A 20,550-nucleotide genomic window follows, 5' to 3' on the forward strand; every position below is an offset into this window, starting at 1 on the left:
ATCATCTCGCGCCAGATCAGGTTATTTTTCCCGAACCACCGAAACGCCCGCATCCAGAAAATCCCCGACGGGGACTTTGCAGAAGGAAACGGGGTATTCTGTATTACAGAGACTCCCACCCAGAGTCTCTTCAAAATCCACTAATTCCCTAATTCATTCTCCTATCTCTCAAACCGCACGATATACGACCCCAGCACCTGTCTGCACGGGATCTTTGCGACATTTTCCACGGTGAAATCCTCTCTTGGGTACTGGTGGGATGCTTCCTCCGGGATGGCCGGAAGCGTCTTGCCGATGCTGACGCCGTGAGCCCCGTCCTTTGCAGAATACCAGGAGAACTCGCAGTCGCAGAATTCCTTGGAAGCGGTGATCACCTCAGGCTCCCGCAGCTGCGGCGTCATCGGCAAAGTCGTAAACGTGACAGCTGACGATAGCGTACTGGTAGACGGTCAGCTGGATATGTCCCTGGTCAAAGCCATCGCCTTCGATACTTACACTCACGGCTACTATAAAGTGACCGAACGCGTCGGTGAAGCCTTCCAGGAAGGTCTGAAATTAAAGAAATAAAACGAAGAGTCCGGGGGCTCTACAGTGTATCCCCCGTTCTATTTTTTCACCTTGATCCCTTCCAGGATCGCCAGTACATCCGAATCTTCCAGGCTTATTTTCTCATCACCGTTTTCCAGTGTGACAGCCGCCTGGATCTGCTCATCACCATCTTCTGTAAACAGCACTGCGATCGGATATCCTACGCTCGTTGCAGTGTATCCTCTCCAGGTATGATCGCTTGTCTTGATATCCTCGATATCTTTTCCATCCTTGTACAGTTCCTTAGACGGCATACTTAGAGTTCTATCCTTTCCAGAATACGTAATATGCACCATCGGCTTGTTGAACAAATCAAGCTCGCTTTCCGCGCCTTTGCCGATACTTACCGTATTAGGATCATACCCTTCCTCATAATCACCGAAAACATCTGCACCGTGAAAGGCTTTCCAGCCCTCTGGAACGAAAACTTCTATGTTTCCACCGTCAAAAGTTTCTCCCTTGACAGATTTGGCAGAATTGCCGCATCCGGCAAACACAAATATCATTACAATCGTCGTGACCATAATGGTCAACATCCTGAATTTACTTCTCATATGTCTCTCCTTTTCCTTTTAAAAAAGCGAAAAAGCGGAGCCATATCATTTATACAGCTCCGCTTTCTATTCTCATTAGTCGCCTATCAGCTGACCCGTCGGGCTCATGCTGGTCGCAGTCATGTTACCGTCTCCTTCTTTGTCTTTAAACAGCACATGAACACGGGAATCATCATCCGGTCCCGGGAAGTCGACTACCAGGTATCCATCGCCCCAGTCCTTGGTGGATTCTTCATCTTCCACATATTTTACGCCCAGGAACTGTTCCATTTCTTCTGGGGACATCTCGTACCACTTGCTGTCACCCAGCTTATCATACTGCTCCTTGGTAACTGTTGCATTCGGATCGATGCCGTCGTCCTTTTCCTTGTCGCCGCCGCCTCCGCAGGCTGCCAGTGCGAAGCACAGAACCATTGCCATAACGATCATCAGTAATTTCTTTTTCATTTCATCACCTCTTGTTCTCTTATTTCTTTAACGATTGATATACATCCCAGTTGAAACCGATCTGGTCCAGCTGATATGTCACTAACTCTTCATCTCCCGGATAAAAATGAGACTCGATCCAGACAATACATCCTTCCGAAGATTCTGCACCGTGTGGCTGTTTTGTCAGGACATCATTCCATGACCAGCTTCCCATATCATCATTGCCTAGCTGATATGAGATCCTGCAGCCTTCCGCACCGTATTTTTTAAGCGTTTCTTCGGTAAGCATCCTGGCTGGCTCATAAGATTTTGCCGCATTTTTCATCTGCTCTTCAGACACTGAAAGATCGGACTCCCACCTTACCGTAATGACGATCCGGATCTCCTGACCAGGCGTTGAACTATCGCCGCAGATCGCCAGACACGTTGTCCTGTCTTCCTGGTACTCCATTCCTTTGTAGAATGATTTATCTGCAAAATCTCCATGGATCATTCCCGTCTTATCCGTAAAATCCCACTGCTTCCTGGCGGTCACCTCAGTTTCCTTAGTGGATTTCTCCGCTTCATTCTTTTCACCGCTGCCGCATGCCACAAGTCCCAGGCACAAAATCAAAGCGGTCAGCAAAGCAAGAAATCTCTTATTCATATGATCACCATCCCCTTCGCATCAGAACTATGATAAAGACTTTTATTTTCGGAAAAGCCCACGCAAAAGACCGCGCCCCACTTCTTTTGCAGCCGTAGCCGCTGCGCCTTTTGCAGCACTCTTTCCAAGTGTCTTTTTCATATCCGGACTCATATTTCTAAGACCACCCGTAAAACCTCCGGCCGCCCCTGCAGCCCCTGCAGCCGCTCCACCTGCTCCTTGAGAAAGCTTTTGATTCAGCTGCTTCATGTTCTGCAAAAGCTTTTCTGACGAAAAGCCATTCTTTGCAGCCTTTCGCTGCTCGCGAAGCTCGGCATCGGTCCTGTTTCTGCGAAAATATGGGATATCCTTGTTGAGCTCTGCAGCAATAGCCAGGTACTCATCATCCAGCCCCGGATCATCGTGGATCGTATCGACCGGTTCGTAATACGGCTCCTTCTGCGGCGAGAGCAGGATATCCTCCAGGCTCCGGTCCGGCAGGATCTCTTCAAATAAAACGTACCTGGACGCCTTGATATTATCCGGATGCATCACCTTTTTGATACGCCACAGTTCATCAAGCCCTTTCGGGTTCAAAAGCATGATACGATAAAATGGCGTACTTTCCATTTTATCGAAGTCGATTCCCATATCACGGCTCATAAACCTGTAACAGGATCGTGTTTTCTCACGAGTCACTACCATGGCCTGTGCATATTCCCCGATGCGGGGACCTCCTTCCCGGACCTTTCGCTTCGTATGCTCCCAGGCGTAGATCAGCGACATGAACTGCACCATCAGCTCTATTTTTACAAGATTCTGTACCGCCAGATCATCAGCTTTCCCTCGGGCGATCTCACCCATATAAGTGATCTCATCCAGACTGCTTGCTGAAGCATAAGTCCCTGCCGACAGCTTTACAACGGAAGATGTGATCTCGTAATTCGGATCGGCTGCCTTGAGAAAATCCTCAGCCAGTTCCTTGTAATCTGCGATCACCGTATTCAGGATCAGTTTCTCCCGCTCTATGATCATCTGTGCTTCGATCAGATCATCCGTTCGCTTCTCCACTTCAAACAGTTTTTCATAAGCTCTGCTTGTCGCTTCTCTGGCATTAGGTCTTATTTCCTCATACACCAGCCTGTAGCTGTTTAAAAACTCATGAACGGTAGGCAGTCGCTGTTCTTTCTGATAATCGAATACCTGCGGCTGATCCTCCGCTGAAACGGCACTGTAGTCATTGTTTCTGTTGATCGACGCCATGTACAGCCGGTTATATTCATCCTGAAGCCCTGCACGGCTCAGCACCCCTGCCACATCCGGATTGCCGCGGTTTTCCTCTGCAACCTGACAGAATCGTTTTTCGAAATCACGGATGCTTTCCAGCAAAGGTCCCTGGGGATCATTGTCATAGAGCAGTTTCACATACCCATCCAGAGTAGCCTGCCAAATCATATCCATCAGACCTTCACCTCCTTCATGGCGATAAAATCATATCCCATGGGATCATCAGACGGCACAGCGATACAGCTGGCTCGGTTCCACTGTTCCTGTGCTCCTGCAGCGATCAGCTGTGCAGCATGCTCCTTGGCCCAGCGCCCGATCCTCTCCTGCTCTTTCTTTAAATGGTTCAGATCCACCGCGCCTGCGGCCGTTCCCGTTTTCTTGAATTCTTCGACAAAAGCGATAAAACGTGCCATTCCTTCTTCGGTGGTCATAGTCAGCTGTCTGTATGCTTTCTGCTGTGCCAGCTCTTCAAACGAGACGCCCATCTGTTCCAGTTCAGAAAGTGCTGCCTTCATATCCTTGACTGCTTCCAGACGATGTTCCCGCTGCGGGCTTCCACAGATGCGGATGTAAGCCCGGAAGATACGTCCGAAGACTTCCTTTCGCTCCATATACCGGACCGATGCCTCCTGCGCCCTGTTATAATCATCGATCCATTCCTGTGAAAAAGCATATGCCTGCAGCCCCTTTGAAAGAAGCTTTTCACGTCGCTGCAAATGGATCTTCTCCACGTCTTCGTACCCCAGTTCGCGTGCCGCACGTATCCTGAGGTGGATCCCATCCAGCTCCTTTGCCAGAGCCGCCCCGTCGTAATAGGGTGTGTTTTTAATGGATTCCGTTGCCTCCTCTGCAGTCTGTATATTCTGATTTTCAAGCCACTGCGCCAGTTCCAGATAGTATTGTTTCTGTGCCGGAGAAACCTCTTCATCCAGCATCTGTGCACGAAGACGGTTCAAAGCGATCACTTTTTTAACATCTGTCATATGCGGTACCTCTAAAACTTTCCGGAAGAGCCGCCATGGGTCGTTCCTGACGAACTTGTGTGTGTCGTACTGCCGCCGCTGCTGCTGCCGCCGCCGGACGAAGTTTCTTTTTCAATACGATCTACTGTATTGTACAGATACTGCTCATTTTGAGCTGTCAGCTTAAGGCTTCCCGGTCTCATGTATTCCTTGGCCGCTACCCTGCGACGCACACTTCTTAAAGCATCTTTCTGTCTTTTTACTATGGCATACGCGATCAGAAGCCCGATTACGATACCGATAGCGATATCGATCAACAGATTAAAGTCTTTTGGCATGTTGCCAACATCGTACGGCTTTCCCTTTGCCGCCTGTATCAGGAAATCTTCACACAGGTCTGCATAGACTGAAAACGCTGCAGGAGGATCTTCTCGGAGATCTTTTGTGACATTTTCCATAAGATATTCCTGTCCTGCGTCCGTATAGGTAGAGATCCCGCTTCCCGTCGTGCTGATAGCCCAGTCGCCTGAATCGTAATTCAAGACCAGAATAATACCGTCGTGAGAAGATCCATATCCCATGCCGTTTTCTTCATATACGAAATCTGCGAATTCCTGCGGCGTCATTCCCTGAAAATCATCGGTAGTCATAAGATATACGCCGGACTTCTGTGCCTTTGAGATGTCGGCAAGACGCGAATCGATCTCCTTTTGGGTTTCCGAAGAGACGATAGATGCATCGTCTATAAAATATGACGTTTTCTCTGCCGCAAAACTTGAACCCGCAGCTAATCCCAGTGTCAGCAGCAGAGCCATTATGATCGTGATTGCTTTATTTCTCATCTCTGCCACCTCCTAGAAAAATATGTAGTCTGCCAAAAATGCCAGAACACTTGCAACTATACTGAATATACCTCCCAGGATAGCGAAATTCCTCTGGTAAGCTTTTTTATCCAGCGGAAGATCGCCAACAAACTTACCGGTTTGCCCGTTCATGGCGAAGACGTAGTCCTTCCCGTTCCATCTTGTGTTGAGCAGCCATACCGGATAAAGAGCATATCTGGCAACACCATTTTGCAGATTTATGTAGGATTCTTCCGCAGTCACGCCTGTAAAACCCTGCACCGTGCTCTGAAAAGCATCCTCCGTACTCCATCGGATCCTCGCATTAGCAGTCTTGATGCTTGTTTCCGCATCCACATCGTACTTATCTGCCATGTATCCGGCCAGATAAGCCGTTTTGAAATCCACCGCCTGGGAGAAATCAAACGGTTCGATAGATTCCATCAGATCATCTGCCATCTTTTTAGAGCCATCCACCGGGACCTGATCGAATGCCACATATCCCGCTCGATAGATCCTGTAATAATTGTGTTCGATATACTTGTACTTCGCATCGCTCCATGTACGGGTCCGCTCTCCCTTGTAGCTGATGTTTGCTGCTACCTGTGCATCAAACAGCCAGAAAGGAACGTACACACCCTTGATCTCTTCGATATGATTTTTATCTTTGAAAAGAGCAGGCACAAGCTTTTTACGGGCAACATGACGCTTCAACGCTTCCTTTGCCTGGTTTTTATCAAGCTTGAACGGTATGATGCAGTCCGGCTTTAACATACCGGAAAGCTTTCCTTTGAGCACTACTGGATTGCCGCAGTAAGGACAGGTTGCTGAAGCGGTCGTATCTTCGCATACGATCTCTCCACCACACGAGTTGCAGGAGAGAACACTTATATCATCTGTTTCTCCTGCAGCCCATTCACTGCCCGGTTCCACATTCCAGTTCATGCCTCCAGTTGCAGGCTGTTCTCCCTGCTGAGCCTGCGCCTGCTGTGCAGGATCAGGCTGCTGCTGCTCAAACTGGTCCAGATTGTAAACACTGTCGCAGAACGGACATTTCAGCTTCTGGCTCGCTGAATCAAAAGCGAGCGCTCCACTGCATGCCGGACATTTATACTCCATTTGATTTGACATAAAAGCCTCCTATTCCTCCTTCACGTACGTGAATCCTATGCTCTTCCCTTCCTCTGTGCTAAATATTTTCGTATCCATATACGTTTCACCGTAGGCTTTTGCGATCCAGGTCTTTCCATTACTGTAGACCGGATAGGCTTTGGTTCCTGCACTGCTTGTATTGGAAAAAGTATCCCATTCGCTGAATTTGATTTTGACGAATCCACCCTTTGCGGCCGCGATATATTTCGGCGTCACATAATAGTCATACACGATAGCTGCTCCCTCGGCTTTATCCACTTTGCCTGAATACATGTCTACGCGGCACATGAACTGCATATTTTCTCCGTTTCCAGGTGTATAGAAGTAGAGGTAGTCCCCACGAAGCATCGGTTCATAGGAAACGAAATTCGAGATCTTCGTGTCGCTGCCGTCTTCCATGTTGTACACATGAAGCGTTTCCCCGTCGGCATCATCCTGATAGATCAGGAATTTTGAGCTGACCTGATATGGATAAAAGACTCCCTTATCCAGCACGGTTTCCTTGTTTTTTCCATCAAAGCCCATTTTGCGGTATTTATCGTTTTCATCGGTAAAATAAATGCCGTTTTTCGTCACCTGCATATAGTCACAGGCTCCCGTATAAAGAGTTTCAGCCTTGGTTTTCCCGGCTTTTACTTTTACGATCTTCTCCTTGTCGAGAATGCCGTAAACATCTCCGTCATATACGGACAAACAACTGGCTTTCGTATCCTTGGCGATGACGGTCTTATCTTTCAGCTTGCCGTCCTTGATCTTGGCCGCTGTAAAGGCTCCTTTGCCCCATTCCTTGCCGCCGTAATCTCCGTACAGCATTCCGTCCGCTTCAACACATGCACCTCCTACCATGGCATTGCTCATGGCGTAGATTTCATCATCATCAAGCGTTACGTCCCATCCTTCGATAAGCTTGGATTTCTTCCCGAGATATTTCATCGTGAATTTCATCTCCATGCCCTGTTCCTTGCCGTCCGACAGATACGTTTCCTTCACGGTTACGATCAGTTTATCGCCGTCCAGCTTCGCATTCATCTCCCCAGCACTTTCCGCCTCAGGACCCGTATAAGAAAGTTTGTATCCATTGTCTTCCGTTTCGCTCCAGGAAATGACTCCCTCATCGCCCATCATATTGATATCCGCTGAGCCGTCACCATAGGCAGTGAGCTTAAGAACACTGGAAAAATCCTTGCCGAACATAGTTTTGATCGTATCTTTACTGACCTTCTTGCCATTATCAGTAACTTCGATGTCCTCACACTCCCAGCTGCCTGTAATGGATGTCACTTTTGGCTTTTCTTTGGCATTGTCTTTATCGCCGCTATCTCCACCGCATCCTGCAAATGCGAAACACATTGCAAGCACGAGAACGGCTGCCAGTATCTTTCTTTTCATAAGAACCTCCTTTTTCACTTTCGTCAGTTCTCGCTTCTATTTTCTCGGACTACCACAGCTTTCACAAAATCTGCCGGCATTGGTTGCTCCGCATGACTGGCATACCCATGGGCCTTCGGCAGCATTTCCTGCAAAGGCTGCTCCCGCAGCGGCTCCTGCTGCAGCTCCCATACCGCCCTGTGGATTCACGTTCTGTGACATGCCCTGGTTCATGCCTGCTGCCGGCTGCATGCCTATGCCCTGGTTGTTCATGCCCATTCCAGGCTGCATGCCCATGCCCTGGTTGTTCATACCCATTCCAGGCTGCATGCCCATGCCCTGGTTGTTCATGCCCATTCCAGGCTGCATGCCCATGCCCTGGTTCATGCCCATTCCAGGCTGCATGCCCATGCCCTGGTTCATGCCCATTCCAGGCTGCATGCCCATGCCCTGGTTCATGCCCATTCCAGACTGCATGCCCATGCCCTGGTTCATGCCCATTCCACCGACCGTGCATCCAGTCACATTCTGCAGATAACTCATCATCTCCTGTCCTGCCCGCTCTACATCATGACGACGGTTGCGGTCATCCTCGGAAATATCCATAGAGTTGAGTTTCAGCTTCACCTCATGTATATAAGGATGATTCAGGTAGATATAAAAATAGTAATCATATGAATAACTGTATCGCGGCGGATTGTAGCTTTCTCTCTCTCCGTCACGATCCGTACGGTATTCCTCCGTACGCATTTCATCCACATCCAGATTACATCCTGTGATCTGGCTCAGGGAAATAATATCCGGATTATCTTCCCTGTCAAGGTTTACCGAAGCGGCAAACAGCTGCTGCCTTTCATCTATGTACAGGTTGTATCTGTCTGATCTGATAACTCTGCCAGGACGGAAAGAACTTACCAGACTGCGATTTTCCTCACGCATCTGAAGCTGGCTTTTTATCTCTTCCAGCGTACTGTGTCTTCTGTCGTCAAACCACGGAGAAAGCTTCTTCGCACAGTCCTTGCAGATGTTGCCGTCCTCCAGTTTACGGTTTCCCAGCATACCGATTTTTTCTCCGCATACATCGCAGAATTTTTTATCAAAAAGTCCCATGGTCAACTCCTCCTATTTCACATCATTTTCATCAAAAACATCACCGCACTCCGGACAGAATTTCGGAGGATTCGTCGGATCTTCCGGTTCCCATCCACACTTGTCGCATTTATAAAGTGGCGCTCCCTCAGGTTTCTTCGCACCGCATTCCGAACAGAATTTACCTTTGTTCACTGCGCCGCAGCTGCAGGTCCATCCCTGTGTTTCTGCCGGCTTAGGGCTGCCGCATTCCGGACAGAATTTGCCGATGGCCGTTGTCCCGCACTTGCAGGTCCAGCTTCCTGCTGCTGATGGTGCAGGAGCTGCCCCGCCTGCCGGAGCCTGCTGTTGCTGCTGTACTGGCTGAGCCTGCTGTTGCTGCTGTGCCGCGGCCTGAGCCTGCTGTTGCTGCTGTCCCATCTGGAACAGATTGCCTGCATTCAATCCACTTGCCTGAGCCGCCATTCCCATGCCCATGAACCCCATCATTGCTCCGTTTTCATTACCGGCTGCGGTACGCATAGCATCTGCCTGTGCCGATGCTATGTTTCCTGCTGCCATGCTCGGATCTGACATGAATATGGCCTGCTGCATGTTCTGGATCTTCAGTTTATCTTCGTCTGAAACAGATATGGAATTGACACCGAACGAAACGACCTGCAGGCCTCTTTTTTCAGCCCACTGGGAAGATAATTCCTCGTTGAGTGCTTCCGTGATATCCCTCGTATAAAGAGGTATCTCACTGTAATCGATCCCCTTTGTGGATATTCTCGCAAGAGCCGGCTGCAGCGCTGTCAGAAGCTCCGACTTCAGCTGACTGTCGATTTCCTCTCTATTGTATTCATTCTGCACATTACCGCAGACATTCGTATAAAAGAGCATCGGATTTACGATCTTGTACGAATACTCTCCGTTGCAGCGGACCGAGATCCCCAGGAATCTGTTTATAGAAGGATCGATCATGACTTTGAACGGGATGGGATTGACCGTGCCGTATTTGTTTCCAAGCAGTTCTTTGGTGTTGAAGTAATAGACTCTCTGATCTTTTCCCGGACCGCCTCCGAATTTAAAACGATCCCAGGCATCCTTTGCAGCTCCCTTGAGGCCATCCTTCAGGTTTCCTGCGAATATGGACGGCGAAAGATCGTTTTTGTAAATAAAGATCCCGGGTTCTGCCGAAAGCTCTATGACACGTCCCTGTTCAACGATCATCATACATTGTCCGTCAGCAACGGAAACGGCTGACCCGTCGGAGATAACGTTTGATTCACCTTTCGTATTCGACGATCTTCCTGATGCCTGTTTGCTTCCCTTGACTACCAGCACATCATCGTCGATGGCATCACATACGAAAAACTCCTTCCACTGATCCGCCATCATTCCGCCTACTGCACCTGCTGCCGCTTTAATAAGCCCCATATTCTGCTCCTTCCTGATTTGCTGCACACTGCCGAAATGCCCGGCACACAGGCAGCCATACTACTCTCCATTATGAAAGCAGCCATAAACCGTCTTGGTGACGATTTATGGCTGATGAGAGAAAAATATATTACTGTTTTTCCAGGGTTATGGTCACCCCGCTATAATCCATGGTTGCCTTATCACCGTCTACCTTGAAATCGAACTGGTCTTCTACGTTGAAGCCATCTTCATTTTCAGACCATTTGCCTGATTCCTCCTCGCCCGCAACGTTCAGGACACACTTGCCGTTATCCTTCAGTTCAAATGTCATTTCGCCGCCGATGATGCTTTCTACCGACATTTCTATGCCGCTGTAGCTCGCATTAACAGCCTTCCACGTTCCTACGTACGGACTGTCTGCCATGCTTTTGCCACACGAGACAAAGGCAAAACACATCACCAGGATCGCCACTGCGATCATAATCTTTTTTCTCATAAATTCACCCCCGACAATCCTATCGATTTATTTTGTGATATCGATTTCCAGAGTATCTTTCTCATCGCTTAACAGATCTCCGATCTCAACTTCTACAGGGCTTTCAAGATTGGCCAGTTTGTTAGTGGACTTTACTTCCAGAGAGCTGCCCGGTTTAACATCCTTCATCAGATTCTCATCTACGGTATCATAGGAATCTCCGACAAATACTGTACTGTATCCCAGCTCTACGCCATCCTGGAACAGAGTGTAGTCAAATGCCCATCCGAACGATTTCGATTCTTCTCCATTATTGGTAAAGTTCCAGGTCACTACGATAGCATCATCCCCGTTAGAGTCTTTTACGATCTCATAGCCCTTGTATTCTGCCGTGTACTCTCCGGTATTTATTACATTTGGATCGGACTTTTCGCTTTTCTTGTCTCCGGAATCACCGCCTCCTCCGCATGCAGTAAATGCAAATACCAGCATCAGCGAAAGTACTATCATAACTAATTTTTTCATTGTCTTTCTCCTTCTCTTGAAACAGTTTCTTAAATCATATGTGAAATAACTTTCCTGTGTTATAACGTATCAAGCATATCAACGAGATATTCTCCCGTTACAGAACTGTAAAAGAATGTGTCGATTCCGCCCTCCTTGTTCAGTTCCTTCACTTTCTTCGCATCCTCAGGATCCGCATTTTCATCACAGATAAATGCGATCCTGCACGATGGCAGACATTTTCGGATCTGGGCTGCCGCACTTCTGCGCTGCGAAAAGGTAAAAGGCGGTATCTGATTCACCTCCATGAGCAGGACGTCCGCCTGAACTGACTTGCAGGTTTTAAGCGGTTCCTCATCATTATCCTCCAGGATACGTACAGGTCGCAGTTCGCTCCGCTCCTGCATATACTTGATGATTGCTCCTGACAGCAGGCGATTCTGTGTGCTTATTACCGCGATCCGCAATAGACCACCTCCCCGATTGGCTCTTATCAACGATCCATGATCGTGCTACATGATCCATTTGTTTTATTGGAAATATTCTAACAATTCCGTTGTCATGACACATCACCCAAAAGAGTACTTTTTTCATTTTACTGTTTCGTCCAAAACAAAAACACCCCTTGACCTTATGATCAAAGAGGTGTCCCTACCCTGTATCGTTAAAATCCCCGTATCACCAGTCCGCTTTCCCTGGCCATGACTGCCAGCTGCGTCCTTGACGTGAATCCGGTTTTCTGGAACATGTTTTTGATATGTTTCTTGACAGTGTGCACCGACAGATGAAGCCGCTCGGCTATGATGTCATCCGTATCGCCGCTGGTAAGCTCGCGCAGGACCTCCAGCTCCCTCGGTGTGAATTCAATGCTGCTGGCCATCCCCAGCTTCAGCATCGGAGTCGTATCCGGGTATATAGACTCTCCTGCCATGGTCCTGTCCATGATCTCAAGCAAGATGTCTTCAGACGGATCCTTGTACCAGAAACTGTCCACGCCGCCCAGTCTTGCCCGATCAATAAAATCACATTCCGGCTGACTGGTTACTATGATGATCTTGATCTGCGGATACTTTTCCTTCACTCTGGCTGCCGCGTCAAGACCGCTGGCATGCAGCGCCGTGCATACATCCATCAAAATCAGGTCGATCGGATTAGTCATGCAGTAGAACTCCGCCAGCGATGCGCTTTCAATGGATGCTTCCAGATGATACCGTCCGCTGCTTTCCAGTATGATCTCAAAGAGTTTCCGTGCCATAGGGTCATCTTCAACGATAAGTACATTTCTGGTCATATCACATTCACCTTTCCTTCCTTCGGTATCGTTACCGTCAGTGTAAATTCCGGATCGGCACTGACGGTCATCGTGCCGCCTTCTCCTTCGATGCGTCTGCGCAGTCCTTTCAGTCCTCCGCCCTCCTGCAAAGGCTTCGCCGGTCGTCTGCCGTCATTGGTAAAGACAGCGCTGCACACCAGATCAGTCTGCGAAACGTTTACCCTGAGCTGCTTTGCGCCGGCATGACGGACCGCATTGGTCAGAGCCTCTGCCCCTGCCGCTGTTATCAGCTCCACCGCCCTGTCATCTTCCGGCATTTCTCCCTGCAGTAAAACTTCCACTCCCGCAGATCCTGCTGCATCGGTAAGGTATTGAAAAGCTCCCTTCGACTCATCAGGCTCCACTTCACGGCGAAGCAAAGCGATCGTGTGCAGCCACCTTTGCAGGATCGGAGTTAGATCCTTCCTGGATGCTCCCTGTGCTTCCTGCGCCAGATAATACCTGGTCATCATAAGATTCTGCCCGATGGAATCATGGATCTGGATCTTCATGGCAAGTCTCTGCTGCGTTCTCGTGAGTTCATCCACCCTGCGGCCGTACACTTTTAGCCTCGCATTCATGCTGCGCAGCACGGAGTTTTCCCGTTTCAGCTTACTGCTCAAGGCATAAAGCTCCGTTGCATCCATTGCAGTCACCTGAAAGATTTCCTCGCCATTCATGCAGATCACCTTTCTGTCGAAGATCCACGCACTTCCATCCGGCAATATCACTGCCGGAACGTCCATGATCCTGCTTCTTCGTGCTCCTGATTTCAGATCGCCCTGAGAAATCATCTGCCAGAAGCTTTCTCCATTCTGCAAAGCCACTCCACATAATAATTGGCTGAGTTTTTCCATCTTCAGGTTTACCAGTATAAGCTGCCCGGCTTCCTTGAAAAAGCAGAGTCCCATCGACATCATATCCGCACCTTCTCTGACAGACGCCCTCGTGATGGTGGACTTCCTGTATTTCAATTCATGCCACAGGATCCAGCATGCATATCCTGAAGTAAAAACGATGAAGGCGAATACTATTGCTGTTGGAATATCCATCCATTTTCGTGTAATCGCCCACATGGGCTCATCAAATGTCTGTCTGGCAGTACCTGCTGTCAGAAAACTAAGCGATAAAAAGGATATCGCCGCCAGTATGGATAACATTTTGCAGTGTGTCCATTTAGCCCTGTAAAAGCACCCTATGCAGAACACAAACAGCTGAAAGAGCAAAGCAAGGAACAACAGTATAAGCATCAGTGAATGTCCCGCATCAGAAAGGGAAAATATCGACCTCATTTCGCTGCACCTCCTTTTGGTAAAAGGAATGCAATATGCACATCATCTTCCTGTTTAGATACGATCGCTGCAGCATTATGTTGTGCCAGAAACTCGCGATCCGGCACGATGGCAGACAAGTCGCACGATATGGAAAATGTCATCTCCACAGATTCCGATTCTACTGTAAGATTGACCAGGATCGCATTCATCGTCGGGAGCGCAGCTTCCAGTATCATTTCAAAAAAGGCGTATGCCGCCACCGAAGAATCCTTTGATAGTATGCCTTTGCATCTGCACGATAACGAACCCGCTACTCCGCAGAGTCTTAGATTTTCCATGGATTCCCGAAGGCAGTATTCCAGCTCCTGTGCCGGCAGAAAGCTGGCTTCCTCTCCAAGGAGGATCAGATTGCTCCGTCGTTTGATATAAGAACTGATCACACAGACAAGACCCAGATTTTCTCTTGTTTTAGCAGGATCCTCTGAGAAGGTGAGCAGCGACTCCAGCTTCTGCAGCTGCGGGGCCACTTCTTCTGTTATTTTGTCGTAAATACGCATATGTTCATCCGTCTGTGCCTGCTTTTCCTTTAGTTCTACCTCTGCCTTCAGAAGATTGTTGTTTTCAGAAAGGCGTGAACTGATCCGTTCCAGCTTTTTCAGAACATCCTGCACCATGGAAATATCCTCGACCCATAGCACATGCCCTCCGGCAACGGGTGCTCCGGACAGTCTTTCATTTCCCATTTCAACAGGACCTTCCTCTGTGCAGCGCATCATTTCCTTTGAGAATTCTTTTGCATTATCCGATGCAAGACATATGTTATATGATGTATCTACGATCTGCGCTCCTATCGTCGAGGCATGAAACAGCTCGCTGTATCGTGTATTGGAAGGGATCAATCTGCTCTGGATGCAGATCTCACAGACCGACAGCATGATCAAAGTCATAACAGCTGTCATATCGCCTGCGATCATGAAAAGGATCTTGCTCCCCATAAGATATCCGATACAGTATAAAAGAGCTGCCGCTGCCGGTATCACCGGTCCCCAGATCCGCTTTTTTTTGTTCGGCACATGGCTTCGCACCAAAAGCAGGGCCAAAAAAGCGATGACCTCCGCAAACATCCAGCCCAGGCACACGAAATAAAGTGGTTTATGTACATAAATGCATTCAGCATCTTCCAACCCAAACGGAAACGCGAAGACCTTTTGGTGAAAATTATTGGTAAGGATCAGTAAAATAAACAGGATCGCCGGAACGGTAATCACCTTTAATTGAGTCGGCAACGTGTAATTTTCCGATCTTCCAAGACAGCATGCAAGATAGATCCCCATCAGAGGGATCAGTATCATCGGTATGTAATAGCCGTACCAGCAGTAGTACTGTAGCGCGGGGATCCCTTCCAGAAATAAAAATTTACAGGTTCTTATACCGAACCAAAACAGCAGCAGCGCCGCTATTGCCATCAGATATCTGCGGACGGAACGGTTGAGCACACGCCTTCTGACCGAAACGCCCCACGTGATGATGATCCCCATGTAAATGATCGATCGCAGCAGTGAACATAAATAATTAAGCGCATCATCCACAACATCAAAACGTGAAAACAGGCGGCAGACAACAGCACACAAAATAAGCGCTGCAACGGTCAGCAAAATCTTCTTATCCTGCCTGTATTTCTTCGAGTTCCTTGTCACACAGCTTCTCCTTCTCATTTCACCACTGACTTCTCAGATACAGTATAACTGATTTGCTGCAAAAAAGCAAAAGAACCTCTTCTGCCGGATACACCACGAATCCGTCAGAAAAGGTTCTTTTGAAGTTACTTTATATGAATTTTTTAAAGAGGACCAACCTTCTTGAGAATAGCTTCGATATCCGCAGCTCCAACAACTCTCGGATTTGTTTTCGTGCAGGTATCTGCCAGCGCATCCCGGATCATCTCATCCTTGTGCTTGAGGAGATCTTCCTGTTTGATCCCGGCTTTTTTCAGATTTTCCGGGATACCAAACAATCTCTCCAATTCATGGATCTTGCGAACAAGACTTCCTACTGCCAGCGGCACATTGCTGTAAGGAAGACCGATCAGCTTGGCCATTCTCTGATATTTTCTCGCGCATACCGTTTCTTCCGGTCCATCCAGATGCGCATTGTATTCGATTACGTGAGGCAGTACGATGGCATTGCTTCTTCCGTGGGAAAGATGGAACTTTCCTCCAATGGTGTGTGCAATACTGTGACTGATCCCAAGACCGACTTTATTAAATGCCATTCCGGCCAGACAGGATGCATTGTGTACCTTTTCACGCGCCTCCAGATCATCTCCGTGCGTATAGGCAAACGGCAGGAACTTTATAAGAAGGGTAACTGCTTTCTCTGCCAGCGCATCTGTAAAGTCGTTGGCTTCCGTAGATACATATGCCTCAAGTGCGTGTGTCAGCGCATCCATACCGGTGTCCGCCGTGATAGCAGGCGGAACGCTCTCTACAAGTTCCGGATCCAGGATAGCTACCATAGGCTGCAGAGAATCATTCACCAAAGGATATTTGATTCCTTCCTGCGCATTGGTGATCACAGAAAATCGTGTTACCTCTGAACCAGTACCGCTGGTAGTCGGGATCGCATAACACTCATGGATATGAGCGATGTTCAGCTGACTTGAAAGTTCGCGGATCGCCTTTGCGGCATCGATGGAAGAACCACCTCCCACAGCGATCATCACATCTGCTTTGCAGCTCTGCAGGCACTGGATCCCTTCCGAAACGATTTCGATAGGAGGATCCGGTACGACCTTGCTGAACACATCTACCTGACATGCACTCAGGTGCTCCTTCACTTTATCCACGATCCCGGAGGATTCCATGAAGCTGTCGCACACGATCAGAACGTGCTTGTCCTGGATCGTATCCAGGATCCCCAGGGAATTCTCTCCAAAATATACGTTAGTACTGATATTAAAATTCTTCATACTCTCCCCCCTTTATGAACATGAGGTGGATATGAACCATACCCACCTCATGTAAACTAGCTTAATGTCCTGATGTCAGCTTTCGCTTATTTGTTTCCCTTCTGCGGCAGAATGTCTTCTACTTCTACGTGCGGACGAGGGATTACGTGTACGGACAGCAGTTCGCCAACTCTCTGAGCAGCAGCAGCTCCTGCGTCTGTTGCAGCCTTTACAGCGCCTACATCTCCTCTAACCATTACAGTTACCAGTCCGCCGCCTACGAATTCCTTACCGATGAGGTATACGTTTGCAGCCTTTACCATAGCATCTGCAGCTTCGATAGAACCAACTAAACCTTTTGTTTCGATCATTCCTAATGCTTCGTTCTTAGTCATTTTAATTTCCTCCTAAAAAACATTTCATTTAAAACTTTACGCGTTTTTGATTTACTTAATGATTTTGATACGTGTGGATGAACTCATGTCCATCGCATTGGCTTCTTCTGTGTCCACATGACATTCCAGAGCCGAAGTGTCCGTAGCACGGATCGCTACGTTTGCCAGCGTTCCGCCTCTCGGGCCGTCTACCTGGATGCTGACGATCTGTCCGTCATGCACGCCGTGAGCAGCCGCTTCCTGCGGAAGCATGTGAATATGTCTTTGTGCCACGATCAGACCTTCTGTCGTCTGTACCGATCCCTTAGGACCGATGACCGTGATTCCCGGTGTTCCCGCCAGATCTCCGGACAATCTTGCCGGAGCCTTGACTCCCAGTTTAAAACCGTCTCCTGTCAGGATCTCGATCTGAGTCTTGCTGCGAACGGGTCCTAATACACGGATCTTTTCGATCGCACCTTTCGGTCCGCAGATCGTCACTGTTTCCTTACAGGCGAACTGACCCGGCTGTGACAGATCTTTGATCGGTGTCAGCTGATACCCTGATCCAAACAGAGTATCCAGATCAGCCTGTGAAAGATGGATATGGCGGTTGGAAACACCTACCGGAATGCCCTCCGGAGCCTGCTGTCCTGCACCGTTTACGGACTGAACCGCTTCTAACAGTACTTTCAGGACTGCTTCGTATTCCTTGCTTGCCATCTTATTCTCCCTTCATTGCCTTTACCAGAGCATTGATCATGTCGTTGAGCTGATTTGCGTCGATCGGCTGATCACTTGCTACAGGTGCATCTGCATTGCTGCTGCAGCTGTTGCATCCTACACCGTAGGAAATGCCGCTGTTGTTGTTCTGGTAGTCAGCCGGTGAAAGGTAAGCCGACGTAGATCCGCAGTTAGCCGGGGATACCTGTGTCGGTGCTACCGTATGAGTATCGAACGCCATCGGTGCTCCGCTTGCAGGGATCGGCTCTGGATGGATCGGAGTGAATCCGATGTTTGCTCCTGCTGCAGGTGCTGCATTCAGGTTAGCCAGTTCCGGATGATTGAATGTCGGATCGTCTGCTGCCAGTGTAGCACAGTTTTTGATACCGTAGGCAACTTTTTTGATATTTACCAGATGCATTGGGCTTACATTTTCAGATACCGAGCTGCCGCCCCATGTTCCGCAACCTAATGTGAAGGAAGGGATAAGGCCGGTGCTTCCGCCGGTACCACCCATGCTGCTTCCTGTGTTGACCAGGATTCTGGATGCCGGTTTCTTCGTGAATTCCAGAACGATGTTCTTGTTTTCTGTGTGTAAACTCATGGTATGTCCGATACCGTTCTGTAACAGCTCGATGCTCAGTTCGCATGCTTCATGCCAGTCGTTTACTACATAGAATGCCAGTACGCTTGTCAGCTTTTCAAAGGAAAGCGGATAGCCGTCGCCAACACCGCCCTGAGGTCCGATGAGCACTGTTGTGTTTTCCGGAACGTTGATTCCTGCTGCACTTGCAATGTGAAGCGGGGATCTTCCTACGAACTTGGCGTTCATAGCGTGACCGCCGGCTTTGAACAGAAGCTTGCAGACTTTATCTGTTTCTTCCGGACTCATGAAGTAAGCACCCTGGTTCTTCAGTTCAGCGATTACAGCGTCCTTGTTGCATTCTTCACAGATGATGGACTGTTCGGATGCGCAGATCGTGCCGTAGTCGAATGTCTTACTTGCGATGATGTTTGTAACAGCCTGCTGTACGTTAGCTGTTCTTTCGATGTATGCCGGAGAGTTTCCTGCGCCTACACCCAGTGCCGGTTTACCAGCGCTGTAGGAAGCCTTAACCATTCCAGGACCGCCTGTTGCGATGATCATCTTAACTTCCTTGCTGTGCATCAGTTCATCTGTAGCAGGCATGGAAGGCATGGAAATGCATCCGATGATATTTTCCGGTGCTCCGGCTTCTACTGCAGCATCACGCATCAGAGTAGCTGCCTTCAGCGTACACTTTGCAGCGGATGGATGCGGTGAAAATACGATAGCGTTTCTAGCCTTGATCGCGATGATAGACTTGAAGATCGCTGTAGATGTCGGGTTCGTGGAAGGCACGATACCCATCAGCAGACCAACCGGATCAGCTACATCCATCGTTCTTGCGATCGGATCTTCACTTACGATCCCGATCGTCTTCATGTCCTTGATGGCATCGTACAGTAATGTCGAAGCCATGTGATTTTTATAAGTTTTATCTGCCACTTTACCGAAGCCTGTTTCTTCTACTGCCATCTGTGCCAGTGAAACAGCATTTTCTTCGGCAACGCGAACCATATTACGTATGATTCTATCGATCTGATCCTCTGTATAGTTTGCGATCTTTTCTGTTGCGATCTGACCCAGTCTTGCCAGGTCGCGAACTTCCTGTACAGAGCGTAAATCATAATCAATATTCTGCATACTATGGCACCTCCTTTTTTATCCTTGCATTCTCTCTAGTTTTTTTTGTTATAATAGTTCTTCAGTTCTTCCAGAAGGGTCGTCTTGTTTGCCTTGGAGATTTCTCTTCCGGCGATCTGCAGGCCGTCGTATTCTCTAGCCAGATTTCTCAGTTTCACGACTCTGCATTTACCAACCTCAGCCAGGGCTTTTTCTGCTCCGTTTTCTTCTACCAGACGATCTACACATTCCTTTGTGAGTTCGGCTGCATCCACTACGTGCTGCAAAGCTTCTTCCGCTGCAGGTTCTTCTGCAACTGCGTTTTCTACAGCAGGCTCAGCAGGTTCTTCCGGCTGCTCCGGTTGTGTTGCGTCCTCTTCTGTCAGCTCTGAATCCGATTCAGGTTCCTCTTTATTTGGGACCATCCTCTTCCGCATCATCGTCTTCGTGTTCGTGTTCCGAACGTTCGATGAGTGGAATCGGATTTACGATGGTTTCGCCAACCTCAACATGCGGTCTTGGGATTACGTGCTGTGTTACCAGGCAGCGTTCACCCAGTCTTGCAGCTGCGGCAGCACCAGCATCAACGGATGCCTTTACGGCTGCTACGTCGCCTGTTACTGTAACAGTAACCAGACCACCCTTGACGAAAGTTCTTTCCAGAAGTTTTACTTCTGCCGCCTTCAGCATGGCATCAGCGGCTTCGATGGAAGGAACCAGTCCGTATGTTTCGATCATTCCTAAAGCTTCCATTCGCTGACCTCCTTATTCTTCTTGATTAATGAGTTGCGTAGAAGACAGTTACTTTGTTCGGGGATCCGAAGGTGAGCTTGGCACCATTCTGGAAGAACAGGCAGTCTCCCGGATTTCCGGTAAAGATCCGACCGTCCTTTTCCACCGTTAACGGAACCAGTCCGTATGTTTCGATCATTCCTAAAG

General features: G+C 48.6%; 24 protein-coding genes. 1 reads left to right on the top strand and 23 read right to left on the bottom strand.

What is annotated here, in order from left to right; genetic code table 11:
• Positions 1-161 precede the first annotated feature (161 nt).
• Complete coding sequence (locus tag H8876_RS02100; protein WP_249286327.1) at positions 162-374, bottom strand: hypothetical protein; 213 nt, start codon at positions 372-374, stop codon at positions 162-164.
• Between H8876_RS02100 and H8876_RS02105 the strand changes: the two genes are divergently transcribed.
• On the top strand, positions 367-567 hold the full coding sequence (locus H8876_RS02105; RefSeq protein ID WP_249286328.1) for a hypothetical protein: 201 nt from the start codon (positions 367-369) through the stop codon (positions 565-567). The genes H8876_RS02100 and H8876_RS02105 overlap by 8 nt on opposite strands.
• Before the next feature lie 38 nt (positions 568-605).
• Here the strand turns inward: H8876_RS02105 and H8876_RS02110 are convergent, their stop codons facing one another.
• From H8876_RS02110 to H8876_RS02215, 22 genes are all read right to left on the bottom strand, one after another.
• On the bottom strand, positions 606-1,142 hold the full coding sequence (locus H8876_RS02110) for a hypothetical protein (RefSeq protein ID WP_249286329.1): 537 nt from the start codon (positions 1,140-1,142) through the stop codon (positions 606-608).
• 75 nt (positions 1,143-1,217) lie between these two features.
• A complete protein-coding gene (locus tag H8876_RS02115) occupies positions 1,218-1,589 on the bottom strand; it encodes a hypothetical protein (RefSeq protein WP_249286330.1) in 372 nt (123 codons plus the stop codon).
• Between the two features lie 19 nt (positions 1,590-1,608).
• Positions 1,609-2,217: a hypothetical protein gene (locus tag H8876_RS02120; protein WP_249286331.1), complete on the bottom strand. Its 609-nt coding sequence runs from the start codon at positions 2,215-2,217 to the stop codon at positions 1,609-1,611.
• 42 nt (positions 2,218-2,259) lie between these two features.
• On the bottom strand, positions 2,260-3,657 hold the full coding sequence (locus H8876_RS02125; RefSeq protein ID WP_249286332.1) for a hypothetical protein: 1,398 nt from the start codon (positions 3,655-3,657) through the stop codon (positions 2,260-2,262).
• The gene (locus H8876_RS02130) at positions 3,657-4,466 is read right to left on the bottom strand and encodes a hypothetical protein (RefSeq protein WP_177265124.1); all 810 of its coding nucleotides are present in this window, start codon (positions 4,464-4,466) and stop codon (positions 3,657-3,659) included. The genes H8876_RS02125 and H8876_RS02130 overlap by 1 nt, the downstream gene beginning before the upstream one ends.
• An 11-nt stretch (positions 4,467-4,477) precedes the next feature.
• Positions 4,478-5,287 (bottom strand): TPM domain-containing protein, encoded by an 810-nt coding sequence (locus tag H8876_RS02135; protein WP_249286333.1) that lies wholly within the window; start codon positions 5,285-5,287, stop codon positions 4,478-4,480.
• Positions 5,288-5,299: 12 nt separating this feature from the next.
• Positions 5,300-6,418 (bottom strand): TFIIB-type zinc ribbon-containing protein, encoded by a 1,119-nt coding sequence (locus H8876_RS02140; protein WP_249286334.1) that lies wholly within the window; start codon positions 6,416-6,418, stop codon positions 5,300-5,302.
• A gap of 9 nt (positions 6,419-6,427) precedes the next feature.
• A complete protein-coding gene (locus H8876_RS02145) occupies positions 6,428-7,828 on the bottom strand; it encodes a DUF5050 domain-containing protein (protein ID WP_249286335.1) in 1,401 nt (466 codons plus the stop codon).
• Positions 7,829-7,864: 36 nt separating this feature from the next.
• Positions 7,865-8,917 carry a DUF4428 domain-containing protein gene (locus H8876_RS02150; protein ID WP_249286336.1) on the bottom strand — a complete coding sequence of 351 codons (1,053 nt, stop codon included), beginning with the start codon at positions 8,915-8,917 and terminating at the stop codon, positions 7,865-7,867.
• Positions 8,918-8,929: 12 nt separating this feature from the next.
• Positions 8,930-10,315 (bottom strand): SPFH domain-containing protein, encoded by a 1,386-nt coding sequence (locus H8876_RS02155; RefSeq protein ID WP_249286337.1) that lies wholly within the window; start codon positions 10,313-10,315, stop codon positions 8,930-8,932.
• A gap of 130 nt (positions 10,316-10,445) precedes the next feature.
• Positions 10,446-10,793 (bottom strand): hypothetical protein, encoded by a 348-nt coding sequence (locus H8876_RS02160; RefSeq protein WP_249286338.1) that lies wholly within the window; start codon positions 10,791-10,793, stop codon positions 10,446-10,448.
• Between the two features lie 27 nt (positions 10,794-10,820).
• Positions 10,821-11,297, bottom strand: coding sequence for a DUF5067 domain-containing protein (locus tag H8876_RS02165; RefSeq protein ID WP_177264400.1), 477 nt, complete (start codon positions 11,295-11,297; stop codon positions 10,821-10,823).
• 59 nt (positions 11,298-11,356) lie between these two features.
• Positions 11,357-11,743, bottom strand: a complete 387-nt coding sequence (locus H8876_RS02170) for a hypothetical protein (protein ID WP_177264401.1) — start codon at positions 11,741-11,743, stop codon at positions 11,357-11,359.
• Between the two features lie 197 nt (positions 11,744-11,940).
• Positions 11,941-12,567 carry a response regulator transcription factor gene (locus H8876_RS02175; RefSeq protein ID WP_177264402.1) on the bottom strand — a complete coding sequence of 209 codons (627 nt, stop codon included), beginning with the start codon at positions 12,565-12,567 and terminating at the stop codon, positions 11,941-11,943.
• Positions 12,564-13,880, bottom strand: a complete 1,317-nt coding sequence (locus tag H8876_RS02180; protein WP_249286339.1) for a sensor histidine kinase — start codon at positions 13,878-13,880, stop codon at positions 12,564-12,566. The genes H8876_RS02175 and H8876_RS02180 overlap by 4 nt, the downstream gene beginning before the upstream one ends.
• Positions 13,877-15,559 (bottom strand): hypothetical protein, encoded by a 1,683-nt coding sequence (locus H8876_RS02185; protein WP_249286340.1) that lies wholly within the window; start codon positions 15,557-15,559, stop codon positions 13,877-13,879. The genes H8876_RS02180 and H8876_RS02185 overlap by 4 nt, the downstream gene beginning before the upstream one ends.
• Positions 15,560-15,702: 143 nt before the next feature.
• On the bottom strand, positions 15,703-16,830 hold the full coding sequence (locus H8876_RS02190) for a 1-propanol dehydrogenase PduQ (RefSeq protein ID WP_177264405.1): 1,128 nt from the start codon (positions 16,828-16,830) through the stop codon (positions 15,703-15,705).
• A gap of 86 nt (positions 16,831-16,916) precedes the next feature.
• Entirely contained in the window at positions 16,917-17,204 is a 288-nt protein-coding gene (gene eutM, locus H8876_RS02195; RefSeq protein WP_177264406.1) for an ethanolamine utilization microcompartment protein EutM, read from the bottom strand.
• Positions 17,205-17,255: 51 nt separating this feature from the next.
• Positions 17,256-17,906, bottom strand: coding sequence for a phosphate propanoyltransferase (locus tag H8876_RS02200; protein WP_177264407.1), 651 nt, complete (start codon positions 17,904-17,906; stop codon positions 17,256-17,258).
• A 1-nt stretch (position 17,907) separates the two neighbouring features.
• Positions 17,908-19,632 carry an acetaldehyde dehydrogenase (acetylating) gene (locus H8876_RS02205; RefSeq protein ID WP_465250725.1) on the bottom strand — a complete coding sequence of 575 codons (1,725 nt, stop codon included), beginning with the start codon at positions 19,630-19,632 and terminating at the stop codon, positions 17,908-17,910.
• Positions 19,633-19,667: 35 nt separating this feature from the next.
• Entirely contained in the window at positions 19,668-20,036 is a 369-nt protein-coding gene (locus H8876_RS02210) for a hypothetical protein (RefSeq protein WP_249286341.1), read from the bottom strand.
• Positions 20,023-20,364 carry a BMC domain-containing protein gene (locus tag H8876_RS02215; protein ID WP_177264410.1) on the bottom strand — a complete coding sequence of 114 codons (342 nt, stop codon included), beginning with the start codon at positions 20,362-20,364 and terminating at the stop codon, positions 20,023-20,025. Before H8876_RS02215 ends, H8876_RS02210 begins: the two co-directional genes overlap by 14 nt.
• Positions 20,365-20,550 lie beyond the last annotated feature (186 nt).

The organism is Lentihominibacter faecis (assembly GCF_014306095.1).
Taxonomy (GTDB): domain Bacteria; phylum Bacillota; class Clostridia; order Peptostreptococcales; family Anaerovoracaceae; genus Lentihominibacter; species Lentihominibacter faecis.

Excerpts from the sequence above, each read along its gene's own strand:
- H8876_RS02165 (WP_177264400.1), bottom strand. The coding sequence starts at position 11,297 with ATGAAAAAATTAGTTATGATAGTACTTTCGCTGATGCTGGTATTTGCA.
- H8876_RS02160 (WP_249286338.1), bottom strand. The coding sequence starts at position 10,793 with ATGAGAAAAAAGATTATGATCGCAGTGGCGATCCTGGTGATGTGTTTT.
- H8876_RS02175 (WP_177264402.1), bottom strand. The coding sequence starts at position 12,567 with ATGACCAGAAATGTACTTATCGTTGAAGATGACCCTATGGCACGGAAA.
- H8876_RS02205 (WP_465250725.1), bottom strand. The coding sequence starts at position 19,632 with ATGCAGAATATTGATTATGATTTACGCTCTGTACAGGAAGTTCGCGAC.
- H8876_RS02190 (WP_177264405.1), bottom strand. The coding sequence starts at position 16,830 with ATGAAGAATTTTAATATCAGTACTAACGTATATTTTGGAGAGAATTCC.
- H8876_RS02180 (WP_249286339.1), bottom strand. The coding sequence starts at position 13,880 with ATGAGGTCGATATTTTCCCTTTCTGATGCGGGACATTCACTGATGCTT.
- H8876_RS02155 (WP_249286337.1), bottom strand. The coding sequence starts at position 10,315 with ATGGGGCTTATTAAAGCGGCAGCAGGTGCAGTAGGCGGAATGATGGCG.
- H8876_RS02140 (WP_249286334.1), bottom strand. The coding sequence starts at position 6,418 with ATGTCAAATCAAATGGAGTATAAATGTCCGGCATGCAGTGGAGCGCTC.
- H8876_RS02115 (WP_249286330.1), bottom strand. The coding sequence starts at position 1,589 with ATGAAAAAGAAATTACTGATGATCGTTATGGCAATGGTTCTGTGCTTC.
- H8876_RS02130 (WP_177265124.1), bottom strand. The coding sequence starts at position 4,466 with ATGACAGATGTTAAAAAAGTGATCGCTTTGAACCGTCTTCGTGCACAG.
- H8876_RS02110 (WP_249286329.1), bottom strand. The coding sequence starts at position 1,142 with ATGAGAAGTAAATTCAGGATGTTGACCATTATGGTCACGACGATTGTA.
- eutM (WP_177264406.1), bottom strand. The coding sequence starts at position 17,204 with ATGACTAAGAACGAAGCATTAGGAATGATCGAAACAAAAGGTTTAGTT.
- H8876_RS02125 (WP_249286332.1), bottom strand. The coding sequence starts at position 3,657 with ATGGATATGATTTGGCAGGCTACTCTGGATGGGTATGTGAAACTGCTC.
- H8876_RS02135 (WP_249286333.1), bottom strand. The coding sequence starts at position 5,287 with ATGAGAAATAAAGCAATCACGATCATAATGGCTCTGCTGCTGACACTG.
- H8876_RS02120 (WP_249286331.1), bottom strand. The coding sequence starts at position 2,217 with ATGAATAAGAGATTTCTTGCTTTGCTGACCGCTTTGATTTTGTGCCTG.
- H8876_RS02215 (WP_177264410.1), bottom strand. The coding sequence starts at position 20,364 with ATGGAAGCTTTAGGAATGATCGAAACATACGGACTGGTTCCTTCCATC.
- H8876_RS02210 (WP_249286341.1), bottom strand. The coding sequence starts at position 20,036 with ATGGTCCCAAATAAAGAGGAACCTGAATCGGATTCAGAGCTGACAGAA.
- H8876_RS02145 (WP_249286335.1), bottom strand. The coding sequence starts at position 7,828 with ATGAAAAGAAAGATACTGGCAGCCGTTCTCGTGCTTGCAATGTGTTTC.
- H8876_RS02200 (WP_177264407.1), bottom strand. The coding sequence starts at position 17,906 with ATGGCAAGCAAGGAATACGAAGCAGTCCTGAAAGTACTGTTAGAAGCG.
- H8876_RS02150 (WP_249286336.1), bottom strand. The coding sequence starts at position 8,917 with ATGGGACTTTTTGATAAAAAATTCTGCGATGTATGCGGAGAAAAAATC.